Annotated in this window: 16 protein-coding genes; 13 read left to right on the top strand and 3 right to left on the bottom strand. The window is 73.6% G+C overall.

Annotated elements, in window-relative coordinates; translation table 11 throughout:
* The first annotated feature begins 3 nt into the window (after window positions 1-3).
* The 11 genes from AB0M11_RS04345 to AB0M11_RS04295 all read left to right on the top strand — a co-directional run bounded on the left by AB0M11_RS04345 (window position 4) and on the right by AB0M11_RS04295 (window position 12470).
* A complete protein-coding gene (locus tag AB0M11_RS04345; protein WP_217545812.1) occupies window positions 4-447 on the top strand; it encodes a phage tail protein in 444 nt (147 codons plus the stop codon).
* Window positions 447-923 carry a hypothetical protein gene (locus tag AB0M11_RS04340; RefSeq protein WP_365701174.1) on the top strand — a complete coding sequence of 159 codons (477 nt, stop codon included), beginning with the start codon at window positions 447-449 and terminating at the stop codon, window positions 921-923. The genes AB0M11_RS04345 and AB0M11_RS04340 overlap by 1 nt, the downstream gene beginning before the upstream one ends.
* Window positions 920-1090 (top strand): DUF6760 family protein, encoded by a 171-nt coding sequence (locus tag AB0M11_RS04335; protein WP_361297466.1) that lies wholly within the window; start codon window positions 920-922, stop codon window positions 1088-1090. Before AB0M11_RS04340 ends, AB0M11_RS04335 begins: the two co-directional genes overlap by 4 nt.
* A gap of 3336 nt (window positions 1091-4426) precedes the next feature.
* Complete coding sequence (locus AB0M11_RS04330; protein ID WP_365701172.1) at window positions 4427-4930, top strand: hypothetical protein; 504 nt, start codon at window positions 4427-4429, stop codon at window positions 4928-4930.
* 86 nt (window positions 4931-5016) lie between these two features.
* A complete protein-coding gene (locus AB0M11_RS04325) occupies window positions 5017-5439 on the top strand; it encodes a phage tail protein (RefSeq protein ID WP_181806069.1) in 423 nt (140 codons plus the stop codon).
* 15 nt (window positions 5440-5454) lie between these two features.
* On the top strand, window positions 5455-6177 hold the full coding sequence (locus AB0M11_RS04320; protein ID WP_365701170.1) for a LysM peptidoglycan-binding domain-containing protein: 723 nt from the start codon (window positions 5455-5457) through the stop codon (window positions 6175-6177).
* A complete protein-coding gene (locus tag AB0M11_RS04315; protein ID WP_365701168.1) occupies window positions 6177-8087 on the top strand; it encodes a VgrG-related protein in 1911 nt (636 codons plus the stop codon). The genes AB0M11_RS04320 and AB0M11_RS04315 overlap by 1 nt, the downstream gene beginning before the upstream one ends.
* Window positions 8088-8127: 40 nt before the next feature.
* Window positions 8128-8571 (top strand): GPW/gp25 family protein, encoded by a 444-nt coding sequence (locus tag AB0M11_RS04310; RefSeq protein WP_365701166.1) that lies wholly within the window; start codon window positions 8128-8130, stop codon window positions 8569-8571.
* A gap of 5 nt (window positions 8572-8576) precedes the next feature.
* The gene (locus AB0M11_RS04305) at window positions 8577-10538 is read left to right on the top strand and encodes a putative baseplate assembly protein (protein WP_365701164.1); all 1962 of its coding nucleotides are present in this window, start codon (window positions 8577-8579) and stop codon (window positions 10536-10538) included.
* Between the two features lie 76 nt (window positions 10539-10614).
* Complete coding sequence (locus AB0M11_RS04300; RefSeq protein ID WP_365701353.1) at window positions 10615-11127, top strand: phage tail protein; 513 nt, start codon at window positions 10615-10617, stop codon at window positions 11125-11127.
* The gene (locus AB0M11_RS04295; protein ID WP_365701162.1) at window positions 11124-12470 is read left to right on the top strand and encodes a zinc ribbon domain-containing protein; all 1347 of its coding nucleotides are present in this window, start codon (window positions 11124-11126) and stop codon (window positions 12468-12470) included. Before AB0M11_RS04300 ends, AB0M11_RS04295 begins: the two co-directional genes overlap by 4 nt.
* 11 nt (window positions 12471-12481) lie before the next feature.
* Here AB0M11_RS04295 and AB0M11_RS04290 read toward each other — a convergent pair whose 3' ends face one another.
* Both AB0M11_RS04290 and AB0M11_RS04285 read right to left on the bottom strand, forming a co-directional pair.
* Window positions 12482-13429 carry a glycosyl hydrolase gene (locus AB0M11_RS04290; protein WP_365701160.1) on the bottom strand — a complete coding sequence of 316 codons (948 nt, stop codon included), beginning with the start codon at window positions 13427-13429 and terminating at the stop codon, window positions 12482-12484.
* Between the two features lie 102 nt (window positions 13430-13531).
* Complete coding sequence (locus AB0M11_RS04285; protein WP_365701158.1) at window positions 13532-14368, bottom strand: M23 family metallopeptidase; 837 nt, start codon at window positions 14366-14368, stop codon at window positions 13532-13534.
* A 142-nt stretch (window positions 14369-14510) separates the two neighbouring features.
* On the opposite strand from AB0M11_RS04285, the gene gndA reads away from it, so the two are divergent.
* Window positions 14511-15950, top strand: a complete 1440-nt coding sequence (gene gndA, locus AB0M11_RS04280; protein ID WP_365701156.1) for an NADP-dependent phosphogluconate dehydrogenase — start codon at window positions 14511-14513, stop codon at window positions 15948-15950.
* 354 nt (window positions 15951-16304) lie between these two features.
* On the opposite strand, the gene AB0M11_RS04275 is transcribed toward gndA, so the two are convergent.
* Window positions 16305-17345, bottom strand: coding sequence for an NlpC/P60 family protein (locus AB0M11_RS04275; RefSeq protein ID WP_365701154.1), 1041 nt, complete (start codon window positions 17343-17345; stop codon window positions 16305-16307).
* 210 nt (window positions 17346-17555) lie between these two features.
* Between AB0M11_RS04275 and AB0M11_RS04270 the strand changes: the two genes are divergently transcribed.
* The gene (locus AB0M11_RS04270; RefSeq protein WP_365701152.1) at window positions 17556-18614 is read left to right on the top strand and encodes a chitinase; all 1059 of its coding nucleotides are present in this window, start codon (window positions 17556-17558) and stop codon (window positions 18612-18614) included.
* Window positions 18615-18983 lie beyond the last annotated feature (369 nt).

The raw sequence follows: 18983 nt of genomic DNA, 5'->3' as shown, positions 1-18983 counted from the left end.
CACATGAGTCTCCAGCCGGGTGACGCCCTCACATCGCACAATTTCGGCCTGCAGATCGACGGCGTGATGGTCGAGTACCTCGCCGAGGTCAGCGGCATGACGATGGAGCAGGACGTCATCACCTACCAGCAGAACACCCCGGACGGGAAGAACCATGTCCGCAACCTGCCGGGCGTGAAGAAGAACGGCACCTGCACGGTCGTCCGCGGTATGACCCAGTCCTCGTCGTTCACCCAGTGGATCAACGAGTCGATCAACGGCCAGATGGCCACGGCCCGCAAGAACGCCTCCATCATCATGATGGACTTCGAGAACAACCCGGTGAAGCGCTACAACCTGCGCAACGCCTGGTGCAGCAAGATCGACACCAGCACGGTGAAGGCGGGCGAGGCGTCCGCGCTGACCGAGACGGTGACCATCACGTTCGAAGAACTGGTCATCGAGTAATGAGGCGTTCGGCTGCCAGGGCCGGGGGCGTGGGCGCGCCGATCGCGGCGGCGGCGGAGGCGGCGGCGCCCCCGGTCCCCCAGCAACCGGAGACACCCCGCGAGGTGCTGCGCACGGAGTTCCCGTTCCAGCTCCCGCGCGGGTACGTCGACGAGCAGGGCACCGTCCACCGGGACGGCGTGATGCGCCTGTCGACGGCCCGGGACGAGCTGATCCCGCTGCGGGACGTCCGGGTCCAGGAGAACCCCGCGTTCCTGTCGGTGGTGCTGCTGGGCCGGGTCATCACCCGCCTCGGCACGCTCCCGCTCGTGCACGACGGGATCGTGGAGAACATGTTCGCCTCCGACCTGGCGTTCCTGCAGGACTTCTACCGCCAGATCAACGCCGAGGGGCACACCCGGGCCGCGGTCAACTGCCCGCACTGCTCGGAACCCTTCGAAGTGGAACTCGGCGGGAGCCGCCTGGGGGAATCGTGACGTACGCGACCGACCGGCTGCACGAGGAGATCGCGTACGTCGCCTACCACTTCCACTGGAACCTGGAGGACATCCTGGACCTGGAGCACGCCGACCGGCGCCGCTACACGGCCGAGATCGCGTCCCTGGTGACCAGGGCGACGGCCGCCGCAGGGGCGGAGGGCTGACGGGTGGGGCTGTGGGATCGGATGCGGGGGCGCGGACGGGGTCCTGAGGCCGACGGGTCCGGCGACGGGAGCGGTGCCCCGAGCGGTGACCGGAACGGCAACGGGCCTGAGGCTCCCGCGACTCCCGCGGAGCCGTCGCGGCCCGTGGTGGCGGCGGCCTGGTCCGGGCTGCCGCCGATCCAGCGTGCGCTGGGAGCGGGCGGGCCGGTCGCGGACACCGGGTTCGGCGGCCGGTTGCCGACCTGGCAGAACCCGTCGTTCATGGGCACGCGCTCGCACGCGGTCCTGGACGGCGAGTCGAGCGCGCGCCTCGCCGGCGGCGGCCCCGCGGGCACCATGGGCGCGGCGGCCGTGTCCGGCCTCGAACGCCCGCTGCAGTCGCTGCCGCTGGCGGGGCCGACAGCAGCGGCGGGTTCACCGGGGCCGCCGACCGGCCGGCGCGCGTCGGTTCCGGTGGTGCCGTTGCGGGCGATCGCAAGCGGGTCGGCCGGGGCTGCTGGGTCTGGGGCCGTCGGGTCTGCTGGGTCTGCCGGGTTCGCCGGGGCCGTCGGGTCTCGGGAGGCTGGGAGGCCTGGGGCGGCGATGGGGTCTGCCGGGGCGCCGGGGTCCGCTGGTTCGGCTGGTTCGGCTGGTTCGGGGGCGCCCGTGGTGCAGCGGGTGCCGTTGGCGGGGCGGCCCGGTGGTGGTGCGGCTGCGCCGGGGACGGGGGGTACATCAGGAGCCGTGCGGAACGCGACCGGTGCGCCGACGCCGACGCCCTCCGTGGGGCGGGCCGGGCAGCGGGCGACGCCCGCTGTCCAGCGGTCGGTCCCGCCGACGGCCCCGGCTTCCGCTTCCCCTGCCGCTTCGGCGGCGGTGCCGGTGGCGTGGGCGCCGCAGCCGACTCCGGTCGCCCCGGCTCCGGCCACCGGTCCGCGCGTTGCGCCGGCCCCTCCCGTCCCGCCGCGCCGCAGCGCGCTCACGACGGCGCCGGCGAGCACGACGGTGGCGGCTGTGCAGCGGCGTACGTTGCCGTCGGCGCCGCGGGTGACGGCCACCGAGGGTGCGGTGCCGACGTCGGGGGAGAGTGACCGAGCGGGCGGTGCGACGGGGGTGGCCGGGGCCGTACCGGGGGCGGTCGAGAGCGGCGGTGGGGGACCGGTGCCGGTGACCGGGGGCTGGTCGCGCCCACGCGGTGACGGCCGCACCCCCTCCGCCGGCGCTCCGCGGGCCGCCGCGTCCGGAGGGACACCGGCACCTGCCGTCGTACAGCGGTCCGCGTCCGGCGCCGGCCCGGCTTCCGCCCGGCCGCGCATGACGACTCCGGGGCCGACCAGAGCATCCTCCGCCGGTGCCGGTAGCCGCGGCGGCAGCGGTGCCAGTGCCGGTGGCGGTAGCAGTGCCGGTGGCAGTGCCGGTAGCGGTAGCGGTAGCAGTGCCAGTAGCGGTGCCAGTGCCAGTGCCAGTGCCAGTGCCAGTGCCAGTGCCAGTGCCAGTAGCGCTAGCCGTGCCGGTGCCGGTGCTGGTGCCGGTGCTGGTGGTGCGGCCTCGGCGTCCGTGGTGCCTGGGTCCACGGGCCGCACGGCCCCCGCGTCGCCGACCCCGGCGCGTCCTCCCGCCCCTGCCACGGCCCCTGCGCCACCCTCGGCATCCGCAACGCCCCCGGGCAACGGCGGGTCTGCCGGCATGCCCGGCGCCGGGGCGCGGACCCCCGTGCAACGGCAGGCGGTCAGCGGGGGTGACACCCCGGCCCCACCGCTGCCGCCGGGCAAGCCGTTGACGGCTCCGGAGCAGCAGCCGGGCAGCCCCGGCCCGGCCCCCGTGCAGCGCCGTACCGTCCAGGACCCGTCCGCCCGGTCCACCCCACCGTCGCCGCAGAGCGGCCGCACGGGGGCGAAACCGGCACCGGCACCCGGGTCCGGCGCGACGTCCACCGGTGTCACCGGCACGGAAGCCGCCAGCGGCACCGGCAGCACCGGCATCAGCTCAACAGCCAGCACCGGCATGACCACCACCGGCACCACCGGCACAGCGTCCACCGGTCCCACCGGCACTGCCGCTACCGGCAACACCGGCATGACCACCACCGGCACCACCGGCACAGCGTCCACCGGTCCCACCGGCACTGCCGCTACCGGCACCACCGGCAAGACCACCACCGGCACCACCGGCACAGCGTCCACCGGTCCCACCGGCACTGCCGCTACCGGCACCACCGGCACGGCCTCCACCGGCACCACCAGCGCAGCCGCATCAACCGGCACGCAAGCAACCGGCAGCCAGGCCGGCGGCCTCCAAGCCACCGGCCCCCGATCCGCCGCCGCTGCTTCGCCCGCTGTCGGTGCCACACCTGCCGCCCCCGGTGTCCCGGCCGTCCAGCGGAGCGTGCGGGCCTCCCGGTTCACCGACGCGAGCGGTGGCCGCGAGGCGACCGTGCAGCGACGGGTCGCCGAGAGTGCCGTCGACGCCGTACGGGAAGCTGCCCGTCCGGCAGAGCGGGGAGCAGTACCTGCTGCCGTGCCGATGCTGCCGGGTGGCCCCGGCCGCCAGGGCACCACGCCCGGCGCCCCGAACACGGCGGCAACGCCCGAGCGTGGAGCGACGGCTCCGGGTGCCCCGCGCCCCGGCCTCGGCGCTCCGCTTCCGCGCGCGTCCGGGAGCGGTGGTCCGGAGGCGTCCGTGCAGCGGCGGTCGGCGGGCAGCCCGCAGGTCTCCTCCGATGCCGTCGTACCGGGAGCTCCGGTGCCGGATGCGTCGGCATCGCCAGGCCCGCGTGCGCACGGACCCGCCGCGTCGTCCCCGGGCCCGGTCCCGGCGGCCCGGCCCACCCCGGCGACAGCGCCGCCCCCCGCGTCAGCCTCCGCGTCCGCCCCCGTACAGCGTGCCGCCACGACCGCCGCCTCCGGCGCGCCCCGTCTCGGTCTCGGCGCCCCCTTCGCGGGCCCGGCTGCCGTGAGGTCGGCCGGCCCGCCGTCGGCGGCGCCCGCCGTGCAGCGGCAGCCGGCGTCGAGTGGTTCTCCGGGTGACCGGTCGGCGCGCTCTTCCGGTCGGGCACCCGCAGCGCCCCGGCCCGGACAGCCGGCGTCAGCCCCCGCCCTGCCGACGACCAAGGCCAACCGTGCCCCGTCCGCCCCCGCCGGCTCCGCGACGCCGCCGCCCCCCTCTCCTCCCGCGCCCGCCACGGCCCGCCCGTCGGCGATGGCCGCACCCCCTTCCCCGTTTCCTCCCTTCGTCCAGCGCACCGCGACCCCCGCCGCCCCCGTCATGCCCGCGGGCCGTCCGGCAGCCGCGCAGCGGCAGACGCAACCGGCGCCCCTCCCCGGCGCCGTCCCGCCTCCGGCCGGACCGGTGGGACCGGTGGGACCGTTGCCCCTCGCGGTGCAGCGCGCCGCGACCGCGCCCGCCGCCCTGCGCGTCAAACCGGCCGTCACCACCTCCGCCGCCGGGCCCGCGCAACCCGTCCCGCTGCGGCCGACCACCCCGATCTCCGCCACCGCCTCCCTCCCCGTCCTTCCGGTCCTCCCCGCCGCCCCCCGCGGCCGGCCCACCGTCCAGCGCGACGCTCTCACCACCGCGCTTCCCGTCGGCCAGGCCACGTCCTCCTCGGCCAAGACGTCGGCCACCCACACCGCCCGTGCCGAGGCGCCGCGGACCCGGACGTCCCGCCAGCCGCCGCCCCCGGACGATCCGCCGCCCGGTTACACGGCGGTCGAGGGCGGCGGTTTCGACCCCCGCGCCCTCACCGAGTTCCAGGTGGACGCCCTCGTCCACCGGATCATCGACCGGATCACCCGCCACGTCCGCACCGAACTCCGCCGTGACCGCGAACGCGTCGGGAAACTCCGCGACTTCCGCCCCTGACCGCCTCTGACCGCCCCTGACCGCCCCGGTCACGACGACCGCGCAGCCCCTCCGCAGCCCCGCACCACTCCACAGAAAGGCCCCTGATGGACCGTCAGGACCCGGGAACCACGGTCTGGTTCAGCCTCTCCATCGACGGTGAGGACCTCGGTTACTTCAACGGGTGCGAGGGACTGTCGTCCCAGGTGGAGATCGAGCAGCGGCAGGAGGGCGGGAACAACGGGTTCGTGTGGCAGCTGCCCACCCGGGTCACGTTCTCCCACATCCGGCTGACCCGTCCGCTGACCCCGGACACCACGAAGGTCGCGAAGTGGATCTCGTCCGTGCAGACGGGGATCGAGCGGCCCACCGGGCAGATCACGGCGCTGCGCGCGGACGGCTCGGAGGTGGCCCGGTGGGGGCTGCTGGACGTACTGCCGGTGAGCTGGCAGGGGCCCTCCCTGGACGCGGGCAGTCCGTCCGTGGCCACGGAGGTCCTGGAGATCGCCCACCACGGATTCACGGACTGAGAGGCAGAGCAGACCATGGCCAGGAGCAGCCGGGGCGCCGGCAAGAGCCTCGTGCGGGCCACCCTCGCGATTCACGAGCCGCCCGTGGGCACCAGCACCAGTCCGGGCGGCATCATCAAGACGTTCGGCTTCGAGTTCAACCCGGCGCAGCTGTCCATCGCGCGCCGGGCGGACTGGAAGTCGTCGGCGGCGCCGATCGAACGGGACGGCGCGCTGCCGGAGTTCCTCGGCACCCACCCGCGCGAGATGAGCGTGGAGATCTTCCTGGACCGGTCCGACGACCCGGACAGCAACGACGTGATGAAGAAGGTGGAGTCGCTGCTGGCCTGCTGCGAGGTCACCAGCAAGAGCATCGCCGCCAAGCAGCCGTCGCCGCCCTGGGTGGTCTTCCAGTGGGGCTCGTTCTCGACGGCCAACTTCACGGCGTACGTCGCCTCGGCGGACGTGTCCTACTCGCTCTTCGGGACGAGCGGGATGCCCATCCGGGCCAGCTGCCGGCTCCAGCTGCACGAGATCCCGAGCAAGACCGCCGGACAGAACCCGACGTCCGGCGCGCTCACCGCGCAGCGCGTGCACCGGGTCGTCGCCGGGGACTCGCTGCAGTCGCTGGCCTGGCGCGAGTACGGCAGCGCGGCCGCCTGGCGGGCGATCGCGGAGGCGAACGACATCGACGACCCGGGATGGCTGCCCACGGGCACGGAACTGGTGTTGCCGGCCGCCGAGGAGGTGCGGTCCTGATGGTGAAGCACGCTTTCTCGAACGTCGTCAAGGTCGTCATCGGCGGCAAGGAGCTGACCGCCACCTCGGAGTACGGGCGGTACCTCGTCGACGCCCACGTGGACCAGGGCGTCGGGGTGCCCGCCGCCTTCCAGCTGACCTTCCGCGACCCGGCCCGCAAGCTGCTGGGCAAGCTGGGCGTGCAGTTCGGCACCCCGGTGGTGATCACGCCGGTCTCCGACGGCCAGGGCACCGGCGACCCGCTGCTCACCGGCGAGGTCACCGGGATGGAGGCCGAGTACGACGGCACCGGCAGCTACGCCGTGGTCCGGGGCTACGACTACGGGTTCCGGCTGATGCGGCAGCGCCGTGTCGTCGCCTACCGCAACCAGACCGCCTCGGACATCGCCCGCAAGCTGGCCGCGCAGGACGGCGTGCCGATCGGGCGGATCCAGGCCACCAGGACCGTCTACGAGTTCATCAGCCAGTCGAACGTCACCGACTGGGACTTCCTGTCCCGGCTCGCCGACGAGAACGAGATGGTGATGTCCGTCGACGCGGACGGCAAGTTCCAGTTCGTGAAGCCGAAGAGCGCCTCCGGGGCGCCGTCGCCGCAGACCGACGGCGACAGGAGCCCGTTCGTGCTGGAGGCCGGGCACGACATCCTGCGGCTGCGCACCGCGGTCACCGCCTCCGACCAGGTGAACAAGGTCGAGTCGCGGGGCTGGGACGTCCGGACGAAGAAGACGCTCACGGCGACGGTGACCCCCGCGGGCAACACCGGCTACAGCATCGGCACCACCCCGGCCCAGGCGGCCCGCGAGTTCAAGACGTCGAAGCTGGTCGAGACGCGTACGCCGTACGACAAGCAGACCGAGGTGAAGTACGCGGCCGACGCCCTCTCCGACGACGTCACCTCGACGTTCGCCGAGGTGGAGGTGGTCGTGCGGGGCAACCCGAAGCTGCGGCCGGGGGTTCCGGTGGCGCTCGCGGACGTCGGGGACCCCTTCGAGGGGAAGTACACGGTCACCTCGGTACGGCACGTCTTCGGCGACGCCAAGCACTACGAGACCTGGGTGACCGTCAGCGGCCGGCAGTGGCGGTCGCTCTACGGCGTGGCCTCCGGCGGCGGCGGGGACGCCGGCGGCGACCGGCAGCTCAGCGTGGCGCAGGCCCTCGTCACCGACGTGCAGGACCCGCTCCAGCAGGGCCGGGTGAAGCTCAAGTTCCCATGGCTGGACGACACCTACGTCAGCGACTGGACCCGGACCATGCAATGGGGCGGGGTGCGCGGCGGCGGCGTCTTCCCGATGGACGTGGGCGACGAGGTGCTGGTCGCCTTCGACCGGGGCGCCCTCGACCACGCGTACGTCATCGGCGGCCTCTACAACGGCAAGGACAAGCCGACCCGGGTCAAGGACGTGCCGCTGCACGACGGCATGCGCGGCCGGGCCACCCGGCACACCGTCTCCGACCGGACCGGCAACCGCATGGACCTGCTCGACCAGCGGGGCCGCAAACAGGGCGTCCGGCTGGCCAGCGGCGACGACAAGCTCACCGTCTTCCTGGACCGGCAGAAGACCGAGATCACCGTGGACAGCAAGGGCAGCGTCTCCATCAAGGGCAGCAGGTCGGTGTCGGTGGAGGCGGGCGCGAACCTGTCCCTGAAGGCGGGGGGCGCGCTCAGCATCAGGAGCGGGGGACCGCTGTCCCTGCAGAGCGGGGAACTCGTCGACATCAAGGCGCCCGCGGGCGCGGTCTCCGTGAACGCCGCCGCCGTGAACGTGATGGCGAACGCCGCCCTGTCGCTGCGCGGCAACGCCGCCGTCGCGATCAGCTCCCTCACCACGGTCGGGATCCAGGCCCCCGAGGTGCCGGTGCTGGGCAACCTGATGATGGGCGGGCTGACGGTGATGGTGGTCCCGGCATGAGCGGGCGCGAGGTCTTCCCCGAGGGGCGGGTGCGGGACTGATGGCAGAGCAGTTCGTCGGCTCCGGCTGGTCGTTCCCGCTGCGGATCGGGCCTACCGGCGGCATCGCCCTGGTCAGCGGCGAGAAGGAGGTGGAGGAGGCCATCCGCCTCGTCCTCTCCACGGCCCCGGGCGAGCGCCCGATGCGGCCGGAGTTCGGCTGCGCCATCCACGACCTCGTCTTCGCGCCCGTCAACGAGCAGACGGCCGGCCGCATCCAGCACGAGGTGCACGCCAGCCTCGACCGCTGGGAGCCGCGGATCGAGGTCGAGGACGTCGAGGTCAGCACCGGTGCCGACCCGAGCGTGCTGCTGATCGACGTCCGCTACTCGATCCGCGGCACCAACAACCCGCGCAGCCTGGTCTTCCCCTTCTACGTCATCCCCTCCCACGACGAGCCGGACCTGCCCCCCGCCTCCCCGGACTCCTCCGAAAGCGACCGCTGATCCCGATGGCCCTGCCCTCCCCGAACCTCGACGACCGGCGCTTCCAGCAGTTCGTCGACGACGCCAAGCGTTACATCCAGCAGCGCGCCCCGGAGTGGACCGACCACAACGTCTCCGACCCCGGCATCACGCTGGTGGAGACGGTCGCGCACATGGCCGACCAGCTCGTGTACCGGCTCAACCGGGTCCCGGAGAAGAACCACCTCGCCTTCCTGGACCTGGTCGGCATCACGCTGTTCCCGCCCTCCGCCGCCCGCACGGACGTCACGTTCTGGCTGTCGGCGGCCCAGGAGGAGGCGGTCCCGGTGCCGGTCGGCACCGAGGTGGCGACCCGCCGCACCGAGACGCAGGAGGCGGTGGTCTTCGCCACCGAGCGTGAACTGACCATCGTGCCGAGCGAGTTGCGGCACCTGCTGCGGCAGCAGGAGGGCGCGGCCGTCGTCGACCTCACCCACGAGCTGGCCGAGGGCAAGGACCTGCTGTGCTTCACCGAGTCCCCGAACCCCGGTGACTGCATGCTGCTCGGCCTGTCCGCCGCCGTCCCGCACTGCGCGGTCGCCCTGGACCTGGACAGCCGGGTCGACGGTGTCGGCGTGGACCCGCGCCAGCCCCCGCTGGTGTGGGAGGCGTGGACGGAGGACGGCTGGAAGGAGTGCGAGGTCGACCGGGACGGCACCGGCGGCCTCAACCGCCCCGGCGAGGTCGTGCTGCACGTCCCCGGCGGCCACGTGCTCTCCCGCAACGGCGGCCTGGAGGCCAGCTGGCTGCGCTGCCGGGTCACCGAACCCCACGCCGACCAGCCCTTCTACACCACCTCCCCGACGGTCCGGTTCGTCGAGGCCTGCACGGTGGGCGGCACCACGGCCGCCGTCCACGCGGAGACCGTCGAGGACGAGGCGCTCGGCGAGTCCACCGGGCTGCCCGGCCAGCGCCTCAGGCTCGCCCACGCCCCCGTCGTCGGCGACAGCCCGCCGCTCCTGCTGCAGACCGCCGAGCACGACGGTGCGGAAGGCTGGGTGGACTGGCAGGTCGTCCCGCACTTCGCGGCCTCCGGGCCGTACGACCGGCACATCACCCTCGACGCGACCACCGGCGAGATCGCCTTCGGCCCGGCGGTCCGCGAACCCGACGGCTCGCTGCGCCAGTACGGCGCGGTGGCCCCGAAGGGCGCCGTCGTCCGGGCCCGCCGCTACCGCACCGGCGGCGGCCGGGACGGCAACGTGGCCCGCGGAGCCGTGCAGATCCTGCGCTCCTCCATCCCGTACGTCGCGGAGGTCGTCAACCGGGAGGCCGCGCGGGGCGGGGTCGACGGCGAGACGGTCGCCGAGGCGAAGGTGCGCGCGCCCATCACCCTGCGCGCCCAGGAGCGGGCGGTGACCCTGCGCGACTACGAGGAGCTGGCCCGTCGCGCCGCGCCGGAGACGGCCCGGATCACCTGCCTGGAGGGCGAGGAGAGCGAGCACGGTTCGTACGCGGTCCGGGTCCTGGTGGTGCCCCAGGCGGTCCCCGATCCGGGCGGCCGGCTCCGCTTCGAGCAACTCGTCCCCGGCGACGCCCTGCTGGACCGCATCACCCGCTACCTCGACGAACGCCGGCTGATCGGCACCCGGCTCGCGGTCGGGCCGCCCTTCTACCAGGGCGTCACGGTCGTCGCCACCGTGCACGCCTTCCGCGGCGTGGACGTCGACCGGGTCCGCCGCCAGGCCCACGACGCCCTCTACCGCCACCTCGACCCGCTGACCGGCGGTGCGGACGGCAAGGGCTGGCCGTTCGGGCGCCCGGTGCAGGCCGGCGAGGTCTTCGCGGTGCTGCAGCGCGTCCCCGGCGTCGAGCTCGTCGACGAGGTCGTCCTGCACCCCGCCGACCCGCTCACCGGCAAGCGCGGCGACCCGACCGACCGTATCGACCTGGACGCCCCGTCCCTCGTCTTCTCCTACGACCACCGGGTGCGGGTGATCGGCGAATGACCGGCAACGACGTGACCGGAGGCTCCCGTTGAGAGGATCCGTCGACGGCCTCGGCTCCTCCGTCCCCATCGGCCCGATGCTCCCCGCGGTCTTCGCCGACGACGACCTCGCGCTGCGCTTCGTCGCCGGCCTGGACGACGTGATCGCCCCGATCCCCAACGTCCTCGACTGCCTGCCCAGCTACTTCGACCCGGCGCTGGCCCCGCTGGACTTCGCGGAGTGGCTCGGCACCTGGGTCGGCGCGGAGACCGACGGCACGGAGCCGGAGCCGCTGCTGCGCGCGGCGGTGGCCGCGGCCGCCCGCCTGCACCGGATCCGGGGCACCCGCCAGGGCCTGTCGGAGACGGTCCGGCTGGCCTTCGGCGTGGCACCGGAGATCACCGAGAGCGGCGGCGCGACCTGGAGCGCCCGCCCGCTCGGCGCCTTCCCCGGCGCCCCGCGCCCCCACCTCCACGTCCACCTCACGCTTCCCTCTCCCACCCCCGCCGACGAGGTCCGCCTGGAACGCCTGGTGGCCGCCGCCCGCCCCGCTCACATGCCCTACTCGGTCCAGGTGACCGCGTCCGCCGAAAGGACCCCGCAGCGATGACGACCAACCGGAACTGCACGGAGTGCGGCGCGGTCGCCGAACCGGGCCAGTCCTTCTGCGACGACTGCGGTGCGGTCCTGAGCTGGGCACCCACGGAGGAGCAGCCGTCCCAGCCGCCGGACGCCCCTGCTCCCACCCCCGGCTGGGACGCCTTCACCCGCAGAAACGGCGACACCGGCCTGCCCACCCGAGACCTCCGCGCAACAACGGCGACGGCTGCCGCACCACAAGCGGCCACGCCAACGCCCCCTCAGAGCACCGGAGACGTGCAGGCGGCGGCCCCGTCAGCGCCTCTTCAGGGCCACGGCGCCCCGTCGATGCCGTCCACGACAGCGCCCCGTGAGGGGCGCGGGGAACTGCGTGACCAGTCCCCATCCACCGCCACGTCCCCCACAGCCGAAACCACCCCCCTCCCCACCTCCCCACCGCAGACAACCGACGACGACCACGACCGGGCCCGCCGCCTCCTCATCCCGGTGAGCGAACCCACCCCCGCCCCGGCCGCCCAACCCATCGCTCCGGTCCTCCCCGGCCGCCCCACCCCCCAACGCCCCACCGCCGTCCGCGCCCCCGGCGAGGACCTCGGCGCCCACGGCGGCACTCCCTGCCCCTGGTGCGCCACCCCCAACCGCCCCGACCGTCACTTCTGCACCCGCTGCGCCATGCCCATGGCCGGCCACCCGGACACCGGCCCCGCGGCCCGCCGCCCCTGGTGGCGCCGCATCTTCGACTTCCGCCGCCGGGAGACCCCGTGGGCAGGCGACCGCCCCCGCCTCCGCCGCACCTTCGACCGCGTCGTCACCTGGATCGTCGCCGCCGTCGTCCTCACCGGCGTCACCGTCCTGGCGGTCAACACCCCGAAGGCGATCAGCGCCACCCGCGACCACTTCGCCAAGCGCGCCCCGGTCTCCCCGGACAGCTACCGCGCCTCCCGCTCGTACGCGGGCCACAAGCCGGAACTGCTCTTCGACAAGCTGAACAACACGTGGTGGGGTCCGGGCATCGTCGGGGGCGGCGAGGGCGAGTGGATCGAGGCGCGCTTCGACGAACCGACCCGTCTGCTGAACGTCGTCATCACGTCCGGCGAGTCGACCCGCAACGACCAGCTGAAGAACTCGGCCCTGCCGCACCGCATGACGGCGACCATCAAGACCGCCGACGGCAAGACCCTGACCCGCGACATCGTCCTCGACCAGACGGCCGGTGGCCAGACCCGCGACCTCCGGGCGGCGGACGTCGTCTCCGTCCGCTTCACGATCGATTCGTCGTACCGGGCACCGGGCCGCACCCAGGTCGCCATCGCCGAGATCGAGTTCTTCGGCCCGTCGAGCGCGAACTCCTAGGCGGCGGGTGGTCAGCTCCGCATCAGGGCCCGGTAGACGGCCGTCGACCTGGGGTTGCCCCGGCAGCCCCAGACACCGTGCGGGCAGTAGTCGGTGATCGTCTGGTACAGCGGGCGGGTGTCCGCGAACCAGGTCAGCATGGCGCGCAGGTACGCCGGGTCGTCGCCGTTCTCGTACAGCCCCCACTCGGGGTAGGAGACCGGTTTGCCGTGGGCGCGGGCGAAGTCGAGCTGGGCCCGCAGCCCGTACGGCTCGGTGACCTGCTCCTCGAAGGACATCCCCCGCGGGGCGTCGTAGGCGTCCATCCCCACCACGTCCACGTACGCGTCGCCCGGATAGCACGCGGTCCAGGGGACGGCGTCGAGCCCCCGGTTCGGCGCGAAGTCGAACCGGAACCGGGCGCCCGGCACCGACCGCATGGCCGTCACGATCCGCCGCCAGTACGCCCGCCAGGAGACGGTGTCCGGTCCGCAGCGGTGGGTGTAGGTGTCCCCGTTCATCTCCCAGCCCAGCACGACGACGGTGTCCGGCGCGCCGACCGCGACCAGCCGGCGGGCCAGGGCCCGGAAGTGGCCGTCGTACCGGCCGTCGGCCCCGATCTGCAGCTGGCGCCGGACCTCGGCGTCCGGGACGTGCGCCTCGGTGTGTTCCAGCATCGGCACGTTGAGGACGAGGAGCCGGTCGGGTTCGGCCCGCCGCCAACGGGCCCAGGACCGCACGAAGTCCGGGGCGCCCTCGATGTTCCGCCACACGTCGCCGGGCAGGTAGGTGTGCCCGACCCGGGGTTCGTCCCGCAGCCAGTCCCCGAGCGCCGCCACCCGCCGCACCCCGTCCGCGCCGTACCCGACGTACGCCCCGAACGGGCCGGGCGCGGCGGGCCGTGGGGTCTCCGGACGGGAGACGGGGAGCAGCAGGAGGGCGGCCAGCGCGGCGACCCACAGGAACCTCAGACGTGCCATGGAGGCAGTCTGGCCGCTCGGCACGCGGGGACCACATCATGTGGTCATACCGTGACCCTGCGTGCTGTCGGCGTGGTACCGGTGGGGCCGCCGTGCGGGGCGTCACCGCGTCGTCGTGTCCCACAGCGCGGTCGGATCCCAGGGTGTCGCAGGGTTCCACTGGCCGGGCGGGGGTGCCTGGGGGTCCGGTCGGCCGTGCCACGTCGGCGCGGGTCTCGGCGGGGTGACCGGTCCGCCTGGCCTGCCGGGTCTGCCGGTCCGGTCCGGTCCTCCGGGGCTCGGCTTCGGCGGCGCGCTCGGGGCCGGGCGGGGGCGAGGGCGGGGGTGCGCCGGGGACGCCTGCGCCGGTACGGGTACGCCGTGGTGACGCAGCCACGGAAGCGGCGGCACCGCGGAACCCGGCCGCGGGGCGGTGCGCACCTCGAAGTGGAGGTGCGGGCCGTCGGCGTTGCCGGTCGCGCCGGCCGCGCCGACCAGCTGGCCCGCCGACACCCACTGGCCGGGGCGGACGCTGATCACGGACAGGTGCCCGTACTGGGTGTAGTAGCCGTCGGGATGGTGTAACACCACCTGGTTGCCGAACTCGTCGCCGCAGGTCGCGGCGACCACGCGGCCGGGCCCGACGGCGTACACGGGCGTCCCGGTGGGGACCGCGAAGTCCTGGCCGGTGTGCCGGTGTCTCCAGCGGTGCCCCTTGGCGGCGTAGCGGGCGGTGAGCCGGTAGTGGACCGTGGGCGCGGTCCAGCGGGCGGTGCGAGCGGTGTGGTCCCCGCCGTGGGTGCCGTGGTCGCGGGCGGCGGCCGCGGAGGACGGGCTGCTGCGCCGGCCTAAGGCGCAGTGGGCCGGGCGCTGGTCGGCCTTGGCGGGCGTGGTGAGGAACGCGCCGGTCAGGAGGAGCATCAGCGCGGCGGTGAGCAGCCGTAGATCATTCGTTCGCATCTTCGGATCCTCCGACGACCGGCCCGCCGACGGGCGGCCCCACGCGCCCGGCGCCACGACTTTCGCCTGTTCGGATGAACGCCCGCCCGCCGTCCACCCGTACCTCCGGGCACAGCACGCGTCCGCAGAACGGAGTCCCCCCGTGAACGCATCCGCAGCCATCGGCGTGACCGGCCTCGGCGTGATGGGCCGCAACCTGGCCCGGAACTTCGCCCGGCACGGCTACCCGGTCGCCGTCCACAACCGCACCCCGGCCCGCACCCGCGCGCTGCTGGAGGAGTACGGGAGCGAGGGCGACTTCGTCGGTGCCGAGACCGCCGCCGAGTTCGTCGCCGCCCTGGAACGCCCCCGCCGGCTCATGATCATGGTGCAGGCGGGCGCCGCCACCGACGCCGTCATCGACGAGTTCGTGCCGCTCCTCGAACCGGGAGACATCGTCATCGACGGCGGAAACGCCCACTTCGCCGACACCCGTCGCCGCGAGGCCGCGCTGCGCGAGAAGGGCCTGCACTTCGTCGGCGTCGGCGTCTCCGGCGGCGAGGAGGGCGCGCTGCACGGGCCGTCGATCATGCCGGGCGGGTCCGTGGAGTCGTACACCGTGCTCGGGCCGATGTTCGAGGACATCAGCGCCAAGGTGGACGGTGAGCCGTGCGCCGCGCACGTCGGGGCGGACGGCGCCGGGCACTTCGTGAAGATGGTCCACAACGGCATCGAGTACGCCGACATGCAGCTCATCGCGGAGGCCTACGACCTGCTGCGCCAGGTCGGCGGGTACCCGCCGACCGAGATCGCCGACATCTTCCGGGAGTGGAACGGCGGCCGCCTCGGCTCCTACCTCATCGAGATCACCGCCGACGTGCTCGCCCACGTCGACGCCGCGACCGGCGCGCCCTTCGTCGACGTCGTCACCGACGCGGCCGGGCAGAAGGGTACCGGGCGCTGGACCGTGCAGACCGCGCTGGACCTGGCCTCCCCGGTCACCGCGATCGCCCAGGCGACGTTCGCCCGCGCCGCCTCCGGCCGCGGTGCGCTGCGCGCCGCCTACGCCGGGCTGCCCGGCGGGACCACGCCCCCGCTCAGCGCCACCGAGGCCGACCGCTTCGCGTCCCGTGTCGAACACGCCCTGTACGCCTCGAAGGTCATCGCCTACGACCAGGGCTGGACGATGATCCAGGACGCGGCCGCCGAGTACGGCTGGAAGATCGACCTCGGCGCGGTGGCGCGGATCTGGCGGGGCGGCTGCATCATCCGCGCGTCCTTCCTGGACCGCATCCGCGCGGCCTACGGGGCCGACCCGGACCTCGTCAGCCTGCTGGCCGAGGCGGAGTTCGCGCAGGAGATCGCGGACGCGCAGGTGCCGTGGCGGGAGACGGTCGCGTCCGCGGCCCGCCGGGGCATTCCCGTCCCGGCGTTCTCGGCGGCCCTCGCCCACTACGACACGCTCCGCGCGGGCCGACTCCCCGCCGCCCTCCTCCAGGGCCAGCGCGACTACTTCGGCGCCCACACCTACACCCGCGTCGACCGCCCCGGCACCTTCCACACCCACTGGGCCACCAAGGGCCGCCCAGAAACAGAGTCCTGAGCGACGCCCTGTCAGGGGCGCGGGTACTGCAACGCCGGGCGGTGCAGCGCCCCGTCAGGGGCGCGGGGCTGTGTCTGATGTGCGGCTCCGCCGCGTGGGCGCGACCGCCTCTGTAACGCCGGGCGGTGCAGCGCCCCGTCAGGGGCGCGGGGAACTGCGCGACAAGCCACGACGATGCCGTCGGACCGCTGACGGCGCTTCGTGGCAGTCTCGGTCGTACCACCGTCCGGCGGTGTCGGAGCGTGGCCCGCCGCGGGTCCGTCGTGGCTGGTCGCGCAGTTCCCCGCGTCCCTGACGGGGGCGTTACAGACGGGGCGTTGGCGAGGAGGATCCGTCGGTCAGGCCGACCGCAGGTCAGACGCGGACGCCGAACATGAACGGGCCGCCGATGGTGGACATCGACTCGTAGCGGACGACCGTACCGGTGCGCGGCGCGTGCAGGATCTGGCCGTTGCCGGCGTACAACCCCACGTGGTGCAGGTCGTTGAAGAAGAAGACCAGGTCGCCGACCTGGAGTTCCGAGGCCGAGTAGATCTTCGTGCCGATCGTCGCCTGGGACTCGGAGGTACGGGGTATGGAGACGCCGGCCTGCGCGTAGGCCCAGGACGTGAGGCCCGAGCAGTCGAAGGACGACGGCCCGGTCGCGCCGTAGACGTACGGGCTGCCGAGCCGGGTCTTGGCGGCGGCGAAAGCGGCGGCGGCCCTGCCGGTGGCGGACGTGTCGTCGCCGAGGTCCACGCGCGCACTGGCCGAGCGGCTCGCCCGGTCCTGTTCGGCGTTCAGCGCGGCCTTCTCGGCGGCCGTGAGGCTGTTGAGCAGCTTCTGCGCCTCCGCCAGCTTGCCCTGGACCTCCTTCTTCTTCCTGCCCAGTTCGGCGCGGGTGGCGGCCAGATCCCGGAGTTTGCCGGTGGCCTCGGCCCGCTCCTGCGCCAGTTCACGCTGTTTGGCCTGGATCTTCTTCAGCGTCTCGACCTGCTGGCCGCTCAACTGGTCGAGGGTGGATGCCTTGTCCAGGTAGCTGTCCGGGTCGGAGGAGAGGAACAGCTGGAGGGAGGGGTCGAGGCCGCCGCTGCGGTACTGGGCGGTGGCCATGGAGCCGATGCCGTCCCGCAGTTCGTTCAGCTCGTCCTGCCCGCGCGCGACCGAGTCCTGCAGCGCGGATATCTGCTTCTGCAGCTTCTCCTGCTTCTCCTTGGCCCCGTTGAACTTCTCGGTGGCCTGCTCGGCCTGCTCGTAGAGCTTGTCGACGCGGGACTTGACCTCGTCCTTGCTCGGCTTCTCGGCGGGCGCGGCGTTGGCCGCCTGCGCGCTCAGGGCCACGGCGGCAGCGGCGGCGGAGGTGAGCACGGTGACGCGGGCGCGGCCCGGCTGCTTGGCACGACGGTGGGACGCCACGGAGGCGAGCTCCTTCCGAGCAGAGGTTCGGGCAACAGACCCTAATGACTCTCTTACGGTCAGTTCAAATCTTCGCATGAAAATTCTTGGCCGGAACTGACTCAAGAACATCACTTTCTGACGCCCCGTCGAACGCCACGGCGACCGGAAGGGTCTGATGATTGTAAAGAGTCTTGACAGTCAATTGGTCTAGTCCAATCATGGGCGTCCATGAGACGCACTCGTGCCCTGCACGCCCTGCCCGCAACCGCCCTGTCCGCCGCGCTCGTTGCCCTCGGGGCAGGCGCCGCGCACGCGGCTCCGCACGCCACCGCGCACGCGGCGAGGCCCATGCCCGCCCATGTCGCGGCCCCCTACTTCGAGGCCTGGACCGGCGAGAGCCCCGCCGCGCTCGCCGCCGAGTCCGGCAACAAGTACCTCACCCTCGCCTTCCTCCAGACGCCCACCGCGGGTTCCTGCACCGCCGACTGGAACGGCGACGCCACCCAGCCCATCGCCCGGAGCACCTTCGGCGCCGACATAGCCGCCCTCCAGGCCCGCGGCGGCAACGCGATCCCCTCCTTCGGCGGCTACGGCGCCGACACCACCGGCACCGAACTCGCCGACAGCTGCACCGACGTGGACGCCGTCGCCGGCGTCTACGAGAAGCTCGTCACGACGTACGGCATCAGCCGCATCGACCTCGACGTCGAGGCGGACTCCCTCGCCGACACGGCCGGAATCGACCGCCGCAACAAGGCGATCGCCAAGGCCGAGCGCTGGGCCGAACGCACCGGCCGGCCGCTCCAGTTCTCCTACACCCTGCCGACCACCACCAAGGGCCTGGAGGGCGACGCCCTGGCGGTCCTCCAGAACGCCGTCGCCGACCACGCGCGCGTCGACGTCGTCAACATCATGACGTTCGACTACTACGACGGCGCCGCCCACGACATGGCCGCCGACACGAAGACCGCCGCGGACGGCCTGCACGCCCAACTGCACGCCCTCTACCCGCACAAGAGCGCCAAGGAGCTGTGGGGCATGGTCGGCGTCACCGAGATGCCCGGCATCGACGACTACGGCCCCGCGGAGACCTTCACCACCCAGAACGCCGCGACCGTCGAACGCTGGGCCGCCGGCCAGGGCATCGACACCCTCTCCTTCTGGGCGCTCCAGCGCGACAACGGCGACTGCGTCGGCACCGCCGGCGCCAACGCCTGCTCCGGAATCGCCCAGGACCCCTGGTACTTCAGCCACACCTTCGCCGGCTTCGGCGGCCCGCGCCGGTAGGGCCGCCGGCAAGGCGGCGTGCCTACGGCCCCCGGCGGACCGGCCGTCGGGGGCCGTAGGGCCGCGGGCCGTGGGGCCCGAGGCTCTGCCCGGACCTGGTCGAGATCAGGTCTTCGGACAGCGACGTCTCCTCGGGCCAGCGGTTCCGGGTGCGCACCGAGTACGTCCACAGCTCCAAGGACACCGGCAACGCGGACACCTGGGGCGGCTGGCTGTACCTGACGGTACGCAACTGAGCCCCGCGCCCGACCGCTTCGGCCCGGGTGTCCACAGCCTGTGGACACCCGGGCCGAGTCATGAGCGGTGCAGGGCCCACGGGTTGACGACCGTCCCGCCGAAGGTGACGTTCAGCTTGCCGGACGAGGCGAA

It is taken from the genome of Streptomyces sp. NPDC051987 (assembly GCF_040680735.1).
Taxonomy (GTDB): domain Bacteria; phylum Actinomycetota; class Actinomycetes; order Streptomycetales; family Streptomycetaceae; genus Streptomyces.
The sequence above is the reverse complement of the archived record's forward strand: the minus strand, read 5'-3'. Positions and strand labels throughout refer to the sequence as shown.

Excerpts from the sequence above, each read along its gene's own strand:
- AB0M11_RS04345 (WP_217545812.1), top strand. The coding sequence starts at position 4 with ATGAGTCTCCAGCCGGGTGACGCCCTCACATCGCACAATTTCGGCCTG.
- AB0M11_RS04340 (WP_365701174.1), top strand. The coding sequence starts at position 447 with ATGAGGCGTTCGGCTGCCAGGGCCGGGGGCGTGGGCGCGCCGATCGCG.
- AB0M11_RS04325 (WP_181806069.1), top strand. The coding sequence starts at position 5,017 with ATGGACCGTCAGGACCCGGGAACCACGGTCTGGTTCAGCCTCTCCATC.
- AB0M11_RS04320 (WP_365701170.1), top strand. The coding sequence starts at position 5,455 with ATGGCCAGGAGCAGCCGGGGCGCCGGCAAGAGCCTCGTGCGGGCCACC.
- AB0M11_RS04315 (WP_365701168.1), top strand. The coding sequence starts at position 6,177 with ATGGTGAAGCACGCTTTCTCGAACGTCGTCAAGGTCGTCATCGGCGGC.
- AB0M11_RS04310 (WP_365701166.1), top strand. The coding sequence starts at position 8,128 with ATGGCAGAGCAGTTCGTCGGCTCCGGCTGGTCGTTCCCGCTGCGGATC.
- AB0M11_RS04305 (WP_365701164.1), top strand. The coding sequence starts at position 8,577 with ATGGCCCTGCCCTCCCCGAACCTCGACGACCGGCGCTTCCAGCAGTTC.
- AB0M11_RS04300 (WP_365701353.1), top strand. The coding sequence starts at position 10,615 with ATGCTCCCCGCGGTCTTCGCCGACGACGACCTCGCGCTGCGCTTCGTC.
- AB0M11_RS04295 (WP_365701162.1), top strand. The coding sequence starts at position 11,124 with ATGACGACCAACCGGAACTGCACGGAGTGCGGCGCGGTCGCCGAACCG.
- AB0M11_RS04290 (WP_365701160.1), bottom strand. The coding sequence starts at position 13,429 with ATGGCACGTCTGAGGTTCCTGTGGGTCGCCGCGCTGGCCGCCCTCCTG.
- AB0M11_RS04285 (WP_365701158.1), bottom strand. The coding sequence starts at position 14,368 with ATGCGAACGAATGATCTACGGCTGCTCACCGCCGCGCTGATGCTCCTC.
- AB0M11_RS04270 (WP_365701152.1), top strand. The coding sequence starts at position 17,556 with ATGAGACGCACTCGTGCCCTGCACGCCCTGCCCGCAACCGCCCTGTCC.